Origin of the sequence: Polaromonas sp. 39-63-25 (genome assembly GCF_002278925.1) — a bacterium.
Lineage (GTDB): Bacteria > Pseudomonadota > Gammaproteobacteria > Burkholderiales > Burkholderiaceae_C > Polaromonas.
The window spans coordinates 1-13,403 of the sequence record NZ_NCJH01000023.1 but is presented as its reverse complement, the minus strand read 5'-3'; the positions used below and the strand labels follow the sequence as shown (position 1 = coordinate 13,403).

The 13,403-nt window shown below is 55.7% G+C and carries 19 protein-coding genes and 1 tRNA gene; all 20 read left to right on the top strand.

Going from position 1 to position 13,403, the window contains the following annotated elements:
* Nucleotides 1-7: 7 nt before the first annotated feature.
* The gene (gene rpsN / locus B7X65_RS20140; RefSeq protein WP_077592484.1) at nt 8-313 is read left to right on the top strand and encodes a 30S ribosomal protein S14; all 306 of its coding nucleotides are present in this window, start codon (nt 8-10) and stop codon (nt 311-313) included.
* A 17-nt stretch (nt 314-330) separates the two neighbouring features.
* Nucleotides 331-726: a 30S ribosomal protein S8 gene (gene rpsH / locus B7X65_RS20135; RefSeq protein WP_096669194.1), complete on the top strand. Its 396-nt coding sequence runs from the start codon at nt 331-333 to the stop codon at nt 724-726.
* Nucleotides 727-748: 22 nt separating this feature from the next.
* Nucleotides 749-1,282 (top strand): 50S ribosomal protein L6, encoded by a 534-nt coding sequence (gene rplF, locus B7X65_RS20130; RefSeq protein WP_293596063.1) that lies wholly within the window; start codon nt 749-751, stop codon nt 1,280-1,282.
* Between the two features lie 11 nt (nt 1,283-1,293).
* The gene (rplR, locus tag B7X65_RS20125) at nt 1,294-1,659 is read left to right on the top strand and encodes a 50S ribosomal protein L18 (protein ID WP_077592481.1); all 366 of its coding nucleotides are present in this window, start codon (nt 1,294-1,296) and stop codon (nt 1,657-1,659) included.
* Between the two features lie 17 nt (nt 1,660-1,676).
* A complete protein-coding gene (rpsE, locus tag B7X65_RS20120) occupies nt 1,677-2,195 on the top strand; it encodes a 30S ribosomal protein S5 (protein ID WP_096669190.1) in 519 nt (172 codons plus the stop codon).
* An 11-nt stretch (nt 2,196-2,206) separates the two neighbouring features.
* Nucleotides 2,207-2,389, top strand: a complete 183-nt coding sequence (gene rpmD / locus B7X65_RS20115; RefSeq protein WP_077592479.1) for a 50S ribosomal protein L30 — start codon at nt 2,207-2,209, stop codon at nt 2,387-2,389.
* 12 nt (nt 2,390-2,401) lie between these two features.
* Complete coding sequence (rplO, locus tag B7X65_RS20110; protein WP_096698173.1) at nt 2,402-2,833, top strand: 50S ribosomal protein L15; 432 nt, start codon at nt 2,402-2,404, stop codon at nt 2,831-2,833.
* Nucleotides 2,834-2,856: 23 nt separating this feature from the next.
* Nucleotides 2,857-4,176: a preprotein translocase subunit SecY gene (gene secY / locus B7X65_RS20105; protein ID WP_293596062.1), complete on the top strand. Its 1,320-nt coding sequence runs from the start codon at nt 2,857-2,859 to the stop codon at nt 4,174-4,176.
* A gap of 5 nt (nt 4,177-4,181) precedes the next feature.
* Nucleotides 4,182-4,400, top strand: a complete 219-nt coding sequence (infA, locus tag B7X65_RS20100) for a translation initiation factor IF-1 (protein ID WP_077563621.1) — start codon at nt 4,182-4,184, stop codon at nt 4,398-4,400.
* A gap of 28 nt (nt 4,401-4,428) precedes the next feature.
* Nucleotides 4,429-4,542 (top strand): 50S ribosomal protein L36, encoded by a 114-nt coding sequence (gene rpmJ / locus B7X65_RS20095; RefSeq protein WP_011481465.1) that lies wholly within the window; start codon nt 4,429-4,431, stop codon nt 4,540-4,542.
* 24 nt (nt 4,543-4,566) lie between these two features.
* On the top strand, nt 4,567-4,932 hold the full coding sequence (gene rpsM, locus B7X65_RS20090; RefSeq protein WP_293596061.1) for a 30S ribosomal protein S13: 366 nt from the start codon (nt 4,567-4,569) through the stop codon (nt 4,930-4,932).
* Between the two features lie 17 nt (nt 4,933-4,949).
* On the top strand, nt 4,950-5,354 hold the full coding sequence (rpsK, locus tag B7X65_RS20085) for a 30S ribosomal protein S11 (RefSeq protein ID WP_077592475.1): 405 nt from the start codon (nt 4,950-4,952) through the stop codon (nt 5,352-5,354).
* 129 nt (nt 5,355-5,483) lie between these two features.
* On the top strand, nt 5,484-6,107 hold the full coding sequence (gene rpsD / locus B7X65_RS20080) for a 30S ribosomal protein S4 (RefSeq protein WP_096669184.1): 624 nt from the start codon (nt 5,484-5,486) through the stop codon (nt 6,105-6,107).
* 95 nt (nt 6,108-6,202) lie between these two features.
* Nucleotides 6,203-7,192 carry a DNA-directed RNA polymerase subunit alpha gene (gene rpoA, locus B7X65_RS20075; protein ID WP_096669182.1) on the top strand — a complete coding sequence of 330 codons (990 nt, stop codon included), beginning with the start codon at nt 6,203-6,205 and terminating at the stop codon, nt 7,190-7,192.
* 83 nt (nt 7,193-7,275) lie between these two features.
* Nucleotides 7,276-7,677: a 50S ribosomal protein L17 gene (gene rplQ, locus B7X65_RS20070; protein ID WP_293596060.1), complete on the top strand. Its 402-nt coding sequence runs from the start codon at nt 7,276-7,278 to the stop codon at nt 7,675-7,677.
* A gap of 42 nt (nt 7,678-7,719) precedes the next feature.
* A tRNA-Met gene (locus B7X65_RS20065) sits at nt 7,720-7,796 on the top strand.
* 506 nt (nt 7,797-8,302) lie between these two features.
* Entirely contained in the window at nt 8,303-10,492 is a 2,190-nt protein-coding gene (locus B7X65_RS20060) for a type I secretion system permease/ATPase (RefSeq protein WP_293596059.1), read from the top strand.
* Between the two features lie 116 nt (nt 10,493-10,608).
* Complete coding sequence (locus B7X65_RS20055; RefSeq protein WP_293596058.1) at nt 10,609-11,904, top strand: HlyD family type I secretion periplasmic adaptor subunit; 1,296 nt, start codon at nt 10,609-10,611, stop codon at nt 11,902-11,904.
* Nucleotides 11,905-12,099: 195 nt separating this feature from the next.
* Nucleotides 12,100-12,570: a response regulator transcription factor gene (locus B7X65_RS20050; RefSeq protein ID WP_293596057.1), complete on the top strand. Its 471-nt coding sequence runs from the start codon at nt 12,100-12,102 to the stop codon at nt 12,568-12,570.
* Between the two features lie 95 nt (nt 12,571-12,665).
* Nucleotides 12,666-13,403, top strand: a 738-nt coding sequence (locus tag B7X65_RS20045; RefSeq protein WP_293596056.1) for a retention module-containing protein, incomplete at its 3' end; no start/stop codon positions are given.

Sequence of the window (13,403 nt, the reverse complement as noted above, 5' to 3'; positions counted from 1 at the left end):
GGCGGGCATGGCAAAACAGGCTTTATTGCAACGTGAACTGAAGCGCGACAAACTCGTGGCCAAGTTCGCCAAGAAACACGCTGAACTCAAGGCGACGTCCAACGACGCCAAGCGCTCCGATGAAGAGCGCGCACTGGCTCGTCTGGAGTTGCAAAAGTTGCCCCGCAATGCGAATCCGACACGTCAGCGCAACCGCTGTGCGATCACGGGTCGTCCGCGTGGCACATTCCGTCAATTTGGCTTGGCTCGCGCCAAGATCCGCGAGTTGGCTTTTGCTGGTGATATCCCTGGTATCACCAAGGCAAGCTGGTAAGCATAGGAGAACCGCAAATGAGTATGAGTGATCCTATTGCCGACATGCTGACACGCATCCGCAATGCACAAATGGTTGAAAAGGCCGTTGTGCTGGTGCCGTCTTCAAAAGTCAAAGTCGCCATTGCGCAGGTGTTGAAGGATGAGGGCTACATCGATGGCTTTTCCGTCAGCGCCAACGATGGCAAGCCCCAGTTGGAAATCGCCCTGAAGTATTACGCAGGACGCCCGGTGATTGAGCGCATTGAGCGCGTCAGCCGCCCCGGCCTTCGCGTCTACAAAGGCCACGGCGCCATCCCCCAGGTCATGAACGGTCTGGGTGTCGCCATTGTCACGACCCCCCAGGGTGTCATGACTGATCGTAAGGCGCGCGCTACCGGTATCGGTGGTGAAGTGCTTTGCTATGTGGCCTAACGGGCATTGAGGAGTAACTGAAATGTCTCGTGTAGGAAAAATGCCAGTCGTCGTGCCCCAGGGCGTGGACGTGGCGATGAAAGACGACCAGATCAATGTCAAGGGTGCCCTCGGGGCCCTGGCGCTGACGCAAAATTCCCTGGTGACCATCAAGAATGATGCTGGCCAGTTGACTTTTGTGCCGGCCAACGAGTCGCGTGAAGCCAATGCCATGAGTGGAACCATGCGTCAGCTGGTCAACAACATGGTGACGGGCGTCACCAAGGGTTTCGAGAAGAAGCTGAACCTGGTTGGTGTGGGTTACAAGGCCCAGGCGCAAGGTGCCAAGCTGAATTTGACGGTAGGTTATTCGCACCCTGTGGTGATGGATATGCCGGCTGGTATTCAGGTCGCGACGCCTACGCCTACCGAAGTGGTGATCAAGGGTGCGGATCGTCAGCGCGTCGGCCAGATTGCTGCCGAAGTTCGTGCGGTTCGTCCTCCCGAGCCTTACAAGGGCAAGGGCATCCGTTATTCGGATGAGAAGATCACGATCAAAGAAACCAAGAAGAAATAAGGAGCTGCACCATGTTGACCAAAAAAGAGCAGCGCCTTCGTCGTTCACGCCAGACCCGCATCCGCATTGCCACGCAAGGTGTTGCCCGTCTGACGGTGAATCGCACCAATTTGCATATTTACGCCAGCGTCATCTCTGGCGACGGCACCAAGATCCTGGCATCTGCCTCGACCGCGGAAGTCGAAGTTCGCAAGGACCTTGGCGCTTCGGGCAAGGGTGCCAACGTTGCTGCTGCGCAGGCCATTGGCAAGCGTATTGCCGAAAAGGCAAAAGCGGCAGGTGTGGAAAAAGTAGCGTTTGACCGCGCTGGCTTTGCGTACCACGGCCGCGTCAAAGCGCTGGCCGAGGCAGCTCGCGAAGCTGGCTTGCAGTTCTAAGCAGACTGGAATTAAGTATGGCTAAGTTTCAAGCAAAACAACAAAACGACGCTCCAGACGATGGTCTGAAGGAAAAAATGATCGCGGTGAACCGCGTGACCAAAGTTGTCAAAGGCGGCCGGATTTTGGGTTTTGCCGCCCTGACCGTGGTTGGTGATGGCGACGGTCGTGTCGGTATGGGTAAGGGCAAGTCGAAAGAAGTGCCTGCGGCCGTGCAAAAAGCCATGGAAGAAGCCCGTCGCAACATGACGAAAGTGTCCCTGAAAAACGGCACGCTTCACCATAACGTGTTCGGCCATTGGGGTGCTGCCAGCGTCATGATGATGCCGGCCGCCAAAGGTACTGGCATCATTGCCGGTGGCCCGATGCGTGCGGTGTTTGAAGTGATGGGTATCACTGACATCGTCGCTAAAAGCCATGGCTCCAGCAATCCGTACAACATGGTGCGTGCAACGATGGACGCCCTGAATAACTCCACGACGGCTTCGGACATCGCAGCCAAGCGTGGCAAATCCGTCGAAGAAATCTTCGGCTAAGGCGATACCCAATGACGACAGAGAAAAAACTCACGGTGACGCTGGTTCGCAGCCCGATTGGCACCAAGGAATCCCATCGCGCCACGGTGCGCGGTCTGGGTCTCCGCGGTATCAACAGCAAGAGCGAACTGCAGGACACGCCCGCTGTGCGCGGCATGATCAACAAGATCAGCTACCTGGTCAAGGTGCTGTAAGCGGAGCTTATGATGGAACTAAACGGAATCAAGCCTGCCGCAGGCGCAAAACATGCCAAACGCCGCGTCGGTCGCGGTATCGGTTCGGGCATCGGCAAAACGGCCGGTCGTGGCCATAAAGGCCAGAAATCCCGTGCCGGTGGCTACCACAAGGTGGGGTTTGAAGGCGGTCAGATGCCTTTGCAGCGCCGCTTGCCCAAGCGTGGCTTCAAGTCGCACAACCTCAAGTTCAATGCGGAAGTGACCTTGACTGCTCTTGAGCAGCTCGGCCTTGCCGAAGTGGATCTGTTGGCGCTCAAAACGGCTGGCCTCGTGGGGCAGCTGGCAAAGAACGTCAAAGTCATCAAGTCGGGTGCACTGACCAAGGCTGTCAAGCTCAATGGCATCGGTGCGACGGCAGGTGCCAAGGCCGTGATCGAAGCCGCTGGCGGCGTGATCGCTTAATACTCATACACGGATAACGACCAGTGGCAACCAGCTCTGCACAAATTGCAAAAACCGGCAAGTTCGGCGATCTGCGCAACAGGCTTGTGTTTTTGCTGCTTGCTCTGGTGGTGTATCGGGTTGGGGCTCACATTCCGGTTCCCGGAATTGATCCCGGGCAGCTGCAGCAGCTGTTCAAGGGGCAGCAGGGCGGCATATTGAGTTTGTTCAATATGTTTTCCGGTGGAGCCTTGTCGCGGTTCACGGTGTTTGCGCTGGGCATCATGCCCTACATCTCGGCTTCCATCATCATGCAGCTGCTCACCTATGTCGTTCCGACATTCGAGCAGATGAAAAAAGAAGGTGAAGCTGGTCGCAGGAAGATCACGCAATACACCCGTTACGGGACCCTGGGTTTGGCGCTGTTTCAGTCCATGGGTATCGCGATTGCGCTGGAGAGCTCGCCGGGTCTGGTGCTCGCTCCTGGCTTCGGATTTCGCATGACGGCGGTGGTCAGCTTGACGGCAGGCACGATGTTTTTGATGTGGCTCGGCGAGCAGATCACCGAGCGTGGCTTGGGTAACGGTATTTCGATTCTGATTTTTGCGGGTATCGCCGCAGGTCTGCCCAGTGCGCTTGGCGGTTTGCTTGAACTTGTTCGCACCGGTGCCATGAGTATTCTGGTGGCCATCGTGATTGTTGCGGTTGTCGTCCTGGTTACTTATTTTGTTGTGTTTGTCGAGCGTGGTCAGCGAAAGATTCTGGTGAATTACGCCAGGCGGCAGGTGGGCAACAAGGTCTATGGCGGTCAATCCTCCCATCTGCCCTTGAAGCTCAACATGGCCGGTGTAATCCCTCCGATTTTTGCTTCGTCGATCATTCTGTTGCCGGCGACCGTGGTTGGCTGGTTCAGCACGGGCGAGGGCATGCGCTGGCTCAAGGATATCGCCGGCACATTAACGCCGGGCCAGCCGATCTATGTATTGCTGTATGCCAGTGCAATCATATTTTTCTGTTTCTTTTACACGGCGCTGGTGTTCAATAGCCGTGAAACGGCTGACAACCTGAAAAAGAGCGGTGCTTTCATTCCTGGTATTCGCCCCGGTGACCAGACGGCGCGTTACATTGACAAGATTCTGGTGCGGTTGACTCTGGCGGGCGCCATTTACATCACTTTTGTGTGCTTGCTGCCGGAGTTTCTGATTTTGAAGTACAACGTGCCGTTTTATTTCGGTGGAACCTCGTTGCTGATTATTGTGGTTGTCACCATGGATTTCATGGCACAGGTACAAAACTACATGATGTCCCAGCAATATGAATCCCTGCTGAAGAAAGCGAATTTTAAAACGTCACCAGGTGGTTGATTGGGATGTCGAAGGATGATGTTATCCAGATGCAGGGGGAGGTCGTGGAGAACTTGCCCAACGCGACGTTTCGCGTAAAGCTGGAAAATGGTCATATTGTTTTGGGTCACATCTCGGGAAAGATGCGAATGCACTACATCCGCATTCTTCCTGGTGACAAGGTAACGGTTGAGTTAACGCCTTACGATTTGTCGCGAGCACGCATCGTGTTTCGCGCCAAGTAAGTACAGTTCAGAAGTTTAGGAGAAAGAAATGAGAGTTTCAGCTTCGGTCAAGAAAATTTGCCGCAACTGTAAAATCATCCGCCGCAAGGGCGTTGTACGCGTGATTTGCACAGACCCACGCCACAAACAGCGTCAAGGCTGATTTCAAGAGTTTTAGAGGACGCACATGGCTCGTATCGCTGGTATCAATATTCCGCCGCAGCAGCACGCCGAAATCGGTTTGACTGCTATTTTCGGCATCGGTCGCACTCGTGCTCGCAAAATTTGCGAAGCATGTGATATTGCGTATTCCAAAAAAGTCAAAGATCTCTCAGACGCTGACTTGGAAAAGATTCGTGACCAGATCGCGCAATTCACCATTGAAGGTGACCTGCGTCGTGAAACCACGATGAACATCAAGCGGTTGATGGATATCGGCTGCTACCGTGGCTTCCGCCATCGTCGCGGGCTGCCCATGCGCGGACAGCGCACACGCACCAATGCACGTACCCGCAAGGGTCCGCGCAAGGCGGCACAGTCCTTGAAGAAATAATTGAGTAAGAGGTAGTTATGGCAAAAGCCCCCAGCAGTAACGCAGCACAACGCGTTCGCAAGAAAGTACGCAAGAACGTTGCCGACGGCGTCGCTCACGTTCACGCGTCTTTCAACAACACCATCATCACGATCACAGATCGCCAGGGCAACGCCTTGTCGTGGGCCTCTTCTGGCGGTCAGGGCTTTAAAGGTTCGCGCAAGTCGACTCCCTTTGCAGCTCAGGTCGCTTCTGAGGTGGCTGGTCGCGCTGCCATTGAACAGGGCATCAAGAATCTTGATGTCGAAATCAAGGGCCCTGGTCCAGGACGTGAGTCATCAGTTCGCGCGCTGGCAGCGCTTGGCATTCGCATCAATTCGATTGCTGACGTCACGCCAGTGCCGCATAACGGCTGCCGTCCCCAGAAACGCCGTCGTATTTAAGTTCTGCTTTTCCGGTTTGTTCCTCGTTTTCACGCAGGCCAACCGGGCGAGTTTTTATCAAGCCCACCGCCGTCAGGTTGCTACCTGCGGCTCCTGCAGTTTCTGCAGCAGATGACATAAGGAATTCAAGTGGCACGTTACCTCGGCCCCAAGGCCAAACTATCCCGCCGTGAAGGCACCGACCTGTTCCTGAAGAGCGCTCGCAGAGCCATTGGTGACAAGGCCAAATTCGATTCCAAGCCCGGTCAGCACGGCCGCACTTCCGGTACCCGGACCTCGGACTTCGGTCTGCAGCTTCGTGAGAAGCAGAAGGTCAAGCGCATGTACGGCGTGTTGGAGAAGCAGTTCCGCCGTTATTTCGAAGAAGCTGATCGTCGCAAGGGAAACACCGGCGCCAATCTGCTGTTCATTCTGGAATCTCGTCTGGACAATGTGGTTTATCGGATGGGTTTCGGTTCTACCCGTGCCGAAGCGCGTCAGCTGGTGTCGCACAAGGCGATCACCGTCAATGGCAGCTCGGTCAACATTCCGTCTTACATGGTTAAAACGGGCGACGTGATCGCTGTTCGTGACAAGTCCAAGAAGCAGACCCGCGTGGCGGAAGCTCTGCAGTTGGCGCAGCAAGTCGGCATGCCGGCCTGGGTGGATGTCAGCATAGACAAAGGCGAGGGCATTTTCAAGAAAGTGCCGGATCGCGACGAGTTTGCTGCGGACGTCAACGAATCGTTGATCGTCGAACTGTATTCACGTTAATTTTCGTTCCTGCGCTTACGGGGCACTGTAAGCGCAGGGTCGCTTCACCCGGCCTTATCGGTGTAACGAGCCGAGGGTATTGAGAGGAAGAATGCATGCAAACCAATTTACTGAAACCAAAAACTATCAACGTTGAGCAGCTTGCCGCCAATCGCGCCAAGGTGACTCTGGAGCCTTTCGAGCGTGGCTATGGTCACACGCTCGGCAACGCCCTGCGCCGCGTTTTGCTTTCGTCCATGGTGGGTCACGCCGCAACTGAAGTCACGATCGCCGGTGTGTTGCACGAGTACTCGTCCATTGATGGCGTCCAGGAAGACGTTGTCAATATCCTTCTGAACCTCAAAGGTGTCGTTTTCAAGCTGCACAATCGCGATGAAGTGACGCTGAGCTTGCGCAAGGAGGGCGAAGGCCCTGTAACCGCTGCCGACATTCAGACGCCCCATGACGTCGAAATCATCAATCCAGAGCATGTGATCGTCAATTTGTCGCACGGCGGCAAGATCGACATGCAGATCAAGGTCGAAAACGGCCGTGGTTACGTTCCCGGCACCATGCGCCGCTATGGCGACGAATCCACCAAATCGATTGGCCGGATTGTCCTGGATGCGTCGTTTTCACCAGTCAAACGTGTGAGCTATACCGTTGAAAGTGCCCGCGTTGAGCAGCGCACCGATCTCGACAAGCTTGTCCTGGAAATTGAGACCAACGGTGCCGTGACCGCGGAAGACGCTGTCCGTGCTTCGGCTAAAATTCTTGTCGAGCAGCTTGCTGTATTTGCACAGCTTGAAGGCAACGAACTGGCTGCTTTTGATGCACCTGTGCAGCGCAGCTCCCAGCAATTTGATCCGATTTTGCTGCGCCCGGTCGATGAACTCGAATTGACAGTTCGTTCCGCCAACTGCCTCAAGGCGGAGAACATCTATTACATCGGTGACCTGATTCAGCGTACGGAGAACGAGCTTCTCAAGACGCCAAATCTGGGCCGCAAGTCGCTCAATGAAATCAAGGAAGTCCTGGCATCCCGGGGGCTGACACTTGGCATGCGCCTGGAAAGCTGGCCTCCGGCTGGTCTTGACAAGCGTTAATTGAAAACAGGCCTCTCTCGGGAGGCAGTGCACGGGTAGTACCTGATACGGCTATCTGAATTACAAAATGAAAGGACAGCACCATGCGTCACGGACACGGACTTCGTAAACTCAATCGGACCAGCTCACATCGACTGGCCATGTTACGCAACATGATGAATTCCCTTATTCAGCATGAAGCCATTAAAACGACCTTGCCCAAGGCCAAAGAGCTGCGCCGCGTCGTCGAGCCGATGATCACACTGGCAAAAGAGCCTACGCTCGCGAACAAGCGTCTCGCATTCGACCGTCTGCGTGACCGCGACATGGTGGTCAAGCTTTTTGCAGAGCTCGGCCCTCGCTACAAGGCACGCCCTGGTGGCTACACCCGTATCCTGAAAATGGGTTTTCGTGTGGGTGACAACGCACCGATGGCGTTGGTTGAATTGGTGGACCGCCCGGAAACTGCCGAAGACATTACTTCTGACACTGCCAAGTCAGAATAGGTTATAATAAATACATATCGCTAGGTTATAATAAATACATATCGCGCGGTGGAGCAGCCTGGTAGCTCGTTGGGCTCATAACCCAAAGGTCGTAAGTTCAAATCTTGCCCGCGCAACCAATCTCCCGGTTAATCATGCCGGTAACAAAACGCCCACATCAAGTGGGCGTTTTGCTTTCACATCTACTTGTCAGATGGTGGGAGTGGCTCCACGTTGCGGGTGAGACCATGTGCTCAGGATCTGATCCGGGGTTTCTTCATGGCAGCTTGGGGATTTCCATGAGAAGCAGGTGTTCTGTGACACCTAGAGGCGGGCACCCTTGGCGAGGTAACATGCGCCAGTAGCAGTGCTTTTATCTCCCAACCACACAATTGGCGAATCTGTATGGCCATGTGTCGCGTAAACTCCCTGTACGTTCCGAAGCTGGGGATGGTGGGCCACATGGGGCTGTGGTCATGGGGTCAAGCCACCACACTAAGCAGGCAATGTCGCCAAAAAAGCTGCCAACCTGCAAAATCTGACATGCAGATGTGGCGGCAAGTGCTTGATTTTATTACAATTGGTTACGTCAAGTGTCAATTCGAGTTTTAAATGAGTTGACCCTAAAGATCAAGAAATGAGTGACATGAACGTGCCATTGCAGACCAGTCCTAAGAGCGAGGCTAGCCACTTGGCCCAAGGCTTGCGCGAAGACTTGTTGCATCACGATCCTTTGCTCGATTGCCTGGTGGAACTGACGCGCATACATGGCCGCCCAAGCACCCGGGCAGCTTTGTCTGCCGGCCTTCCCCTGCCCAAGGCGGGTCTTCCTCCCTCGCTCTTCTCCCGTGCTGCAGCGCGCGCAGGTCTGTCATGCAAGATATTGCGGCGCCCTCTCGAAAAAATTGATTCGGCGCTGTTGCCTGTTGTTCTGCTCCTTGAGGGAGATGGGGCGTGTCTTTTGCTGGGCTGGGATGACCAGGGGCAAACGGCAAACCTGCTTTTCCCGGAGGCTGGGCAGGGCGTTGTGCAGTTGTCACGTGAACAACTGCTTGGCCGATATGTCGGCATTGCGATCTTCTCGCGGCCGAACTTTCGTTTCGATCAGCGTACGCCTGAGCTGGCTGACATTCCTCAGCGCCATTGGTTTTGGGGCGCTTTTCGCGATCAGTTTCCTCTTTACCGGGATATCCTGGCGGCGGCGCTCCTCATCAATTTGTTTGCGCTCGCGTTGCCACTTTTCTCGATGAATGTCTATGACCGTGTTGTACCCAACTTCGCGGTTGAGACACTCTGGATGCTGGCTTTCGGCCTGTTGCTGGTGCTGGTCATTGATTATTTTCTTCGCGTCATGCGGGGTTATTTTGTGGATCTCGCGGGTTCGCGCATAGATATCAAGCTTTCCACGCTGATCATGGAACGGGTGCTCGGGATGCGGCTCTCCGAGCGGCCGGCTTCTGTGGGTTCCTATGCAGCGACACTGCGCTCCTTCGAATCGGTGCGTGATTTCATTGCGTCAGCCACGGTCACTGCTGTGGTTGACCTCCCGTTTGCCCTCCTCTTTTTCCTTGTTCTCGGCTGGATTTCCTGGCCGCTGGTCATTCCACCCCTGGTAGGGGTCATTGTGGTTGTCATCTACAGTTACGTTGTTCAGCACAAAATGCACCTGCTTTCAGAGACCACGTTCAGGGCCTCTGCAATGCGCAATGCCACGTTGGTGGAGACACTAACAGCCATGGAGGCCATCAAGGCTCACGGTGCAGAAAGTCAGATGCAGGCCAAGCTCGAAGACACCGCCGCGTTTCTGGCGCGTGTCAGTGCCCAACTGCGGTTGTTGTCGTCTTCGGTGATCAACGTCGTCTCAAGCCTGCAGCAACTGATCAATATCGTGATGATTGTGGCAGGGGTGTACCTGATTCATGAAGGCAAGCTGACCATGGGCGGCCTGATCGCGGCCACGATGTTGTCTGGGCGCGCCATGGCTCCGCTGGGGCAAATTGTGGCTCTCTTGATGCAATACCAGAATGCCAGAACAGCCTTGGCCTCGCTTGAGGACACGATGAAAAAGCCGGGTGAGCGTTCCGATGAAATAAATTTTGTACACCGTCCCGATATCGCCGGGGAAATCGTATTTGACAATGTGCACTTCAGTTATCCCGGGCGGACGCAGGAGGCGTTGCGAGGCGTGTCCTTCAGGATCAAGCCTGGGGAAAATGTGGTCGTGATTGGCCGGGTCGGGTCGGGTAAAACGACCCTGCAGAGATTGATCCTGGGTCTTTACACCCCTTCTGAAGGCGCGATCACCATGGATGGCATCGACCTCCGGCAGCTCGATCCCGCAGATTTGCGTCGCAACGTCGGTTACGTCGAGCAGGATGCCATGCTTTTTTACGGCACCTTGCGCGACAACATCGCGATCGCTGCTCCCTATGCTGATGACGGTGCCATTCTGGCGGCTGCCGAGGTGGGCGGTTTGATCGAATTTGCCAATCGCCATCCCCAAGGCTTCGACATGATCATTGGCGAGCGAGGAGAGTCGCTTTCCGGCGGCCAGCGACAAGGTGTCGCAATCGCCCGTGCAGCGTTGCTGGAACCGCCCGTGTTGTTGCTGGACGAGCCGACGGGCGCCATGGACTTCTCATCAGAAGCACAATTCAAGGAACGCTTGCGCAGCTATGCCAAACACAAGACGATGGTTGTGGTGACGCATAGAAATACCTTGCTTGATCTGGCCGACCGCATTATTGTTATCGACGAGGGCCGCATCGTTGCCGATGGACCCTATGAGCAGGTTATCGAGGCCCTGAAAGCCGGCCGTATTGGGAAAGCCTCATGAAGCCGCGATGGATAGCGTTGGCTCGCCCCTTGATCGCGGGCCTGGAGTCTGTCCGGCGCATGTTGCAGCCTGGGCTTGACCGCACCCTATCCTCTTGGCGGGAGGATGATCGCCGTATGGATGCAGGGTTTGGCGGAGATGCAGATCGCGCCATGCTCGCCCAGGAGCCGCTTCGAGCCAGAATGCTCGTGAATAGCCTCGGCGTGGTTTTCATTCTGGCGGTTTTATGGGCTGGGCTTTCGGAAGTCGATGAGATTACAAAAGGCGAAGGCAAGGTCATTCCCTCCAGGCAATTGCAAGTCCTGCAAAGTCTGGATGGCGGTGTTGTTTCCGAGATTCTTGTGCAGGAGGGGCAGGTTGTGGAGCCCGGGCAGGTGTTGGTAAACATCGATACGACGCGGTTCGATTCTTCCGTGAAGGAAAACCGCGTTCAGTACCTGGCCCTGCTGGCCAAGGCGGCCCGACTTCGTGCCCTTGCTGAAGGGGTGGCTTTTGTACCTCCCCCTGAAGCCGTTGCCGAGGCGCCGAAGACAGTCGGAGAAGAACTCCGTTCCTACGAAGCCAGTACATCAACATTGAATGCACAGCTGGCTATCGCCCGGCAGCAATTGGCTCAGCGTCAGCAGGAACTGGTTGAAGTGCGGGCGAAACGGGAGCAGGCGTCCCGGGCTTACGAGTTGACCGCCAGGGAGTTGGGGTATACCAAGCCCTTGCTCAAGGATGGCGCTGTATCGGAAGTCGAATTGCTGCGACTGGAGCGGGAAACCGGACGTTTTCTGGGGGAGCGGGAAATGGCCTCCGCCCAAATTTCAAAAACACAGTCGGCGATCGAGGAGGCCTCACGCAAGATTCAGGAAATCACCCTGAATTTTCAGAGCGAGGCCCGCAAGGAGTTGTCCGATACGCTGGCGAAACTAAACGTGAGTTCCGCTGGCGGAGTGGGACTGGCGGACAAGGTCGATAAATCCTCCCTGCGGTCGCCGGTCAAAGGCACGGTCAAGCGCCTTCTTGTCAATACGGTGGGGGGCGTGGTCCAGCCCGGCAGGGACATCATCGAAATTGTGCCGCTCGAGGAAAACCTGCTTCTCGAAGCCAAGGTTTTGCCAAAAGACATTGCTTTCTTGCGACCAGGAGATCGGGCGCTGGTGAAATTCACGGCGTATGATTTTTCCATCTATGGCGGTCTGGAGGCCAAGCTGGAGTTTATTGGCGCCGATTCGGTCACCGATGAACGCGGCAATACCTTTTATACCGTGCGTGTTCGTACCGAAAAATCCAAGCTGGGCGAGGGCTTGCCCATCATTCCGGGGATGGTCGCTGAAGTGGATATCATCACCGGCCAAAAATCCATACTGTCCTACCTTCTCAAACCTGTATTGAAGGCAAAACAAGCCGCCTTTACAGAGCGCTAGATCGGGGCGGCAGTGGGAATTCAGGACACCGGACATCTATTTCTCTGCCCGCACGGACGCATGCTTCCTCGCTGGAGTGAGGCTTTCAAGACGGGAAGAGCCGGCAAAGTCCACTCCGCGAGACCTGGTTCTGGGGGCGGCAGGGTAGATCTCGTTTGGCTACGGCTGGAGCAGGGTGTGTCTGTGGCTGTGCAGATGGAACGTCTTGCCCCGCGTTTGAAGCTGGTTCCATGCGTGGTATTGAGCGATCTGCCGACAGATGAGGAGGCGATTGCCGCTTTTTCGGCAGGTGCACGGGGATATTGCAATACGCACGCCTTTGCTCAGGTTTTAGTTCAGGTAGCTGCAGTCGTGTTGCAGGGAGGGCTCTGGATTGGCGAGTCGTTGATGCAGCGGCTGGTCAGCGCCACCAGCCGCGTTCAGGCGCAGGCCAGCGGGGCTGCCTCCGCAGTGGGACCGAGCTGGTTTAAAGATCTCACTGATCGGGAGAAAGAGGTTGCCACCACGCTGGCCGCCGGGGCCAGCAACAAGGAAATTGCCCGTGCACTCGGCATTACAGAGCGCACCGTCAAGGCGCATGTAGGCGCCATTCTTGAAAAACTCCATGTGCGGGATCGCCTCCAGTTGTCGCTGGTCGTGAACGGCCAAGCGCCTGGACGCCCCTAAAGTCCAGGTTCGACCTAGTACCTCAGTACAGTTCCCCCGGTCAGGCAAACGGACTACATTGAAACCCAATGTAATAACTCCGTCTGGAATTCGCTATGGCAAAAGAAGCCAACGTCGTCGGCAATGTCGTTTTGATTGAAGGCATTGCTTTCGCTCAAAACAGCGATGGTGAGCAGCGACCTCTCAAGTTTGGCGATCCTGTTTTTGAAGGGGAGGTGATTGTCACGGCTACCGGAGGCCGTGTGGAGCTCGCCTTCGATCAGGGGGGGAAGTTTCTTCTCCGCTCCAGAGAAACCGTAACACTTGACTCAACGGTCTTTGGCAACGTCTTGCCGGATGCCGACAGTGGCGCCCTTTTGCCGCGTGTCGGAGAGCTCACAAGCATTCTTAATGCCATCAGCGAAGGCAGTAGTCTTGACAGGCTATTGCAGGAAACATCATCCGGGTTGAATTCATCTTCTGAGGTCGGCGGCACCAACATCAGGGCTGACGATGGCAACAATTTTGTTCAGTTGCTACGGACAGCCGAGGAGCTTGCACCGTTAACCTATGAATACGCCTCGCTTGGCAGGCAATCTCTGGGGTATTTGCCGGCTGGCGGCGCGCAGCGATCCGACAATGCGGCGGATGCGTCTGATCTGGGCGATCAGGGCTTTTCCGCTGCACTTCCCGCGGCTGGCGCTTCTGTGGCTCCGGCGGCTCCTGTGTCGGTTGCTACGGATCTTGGGGGGGCAGTCTCGACCCTGACCAGCGCGACCGCCAACCTCAGCGAGACCAACGCGGTGCTCTCCACCGGCGGGACCCTGAGCCTGACCGACCTGGACGCGACCGCG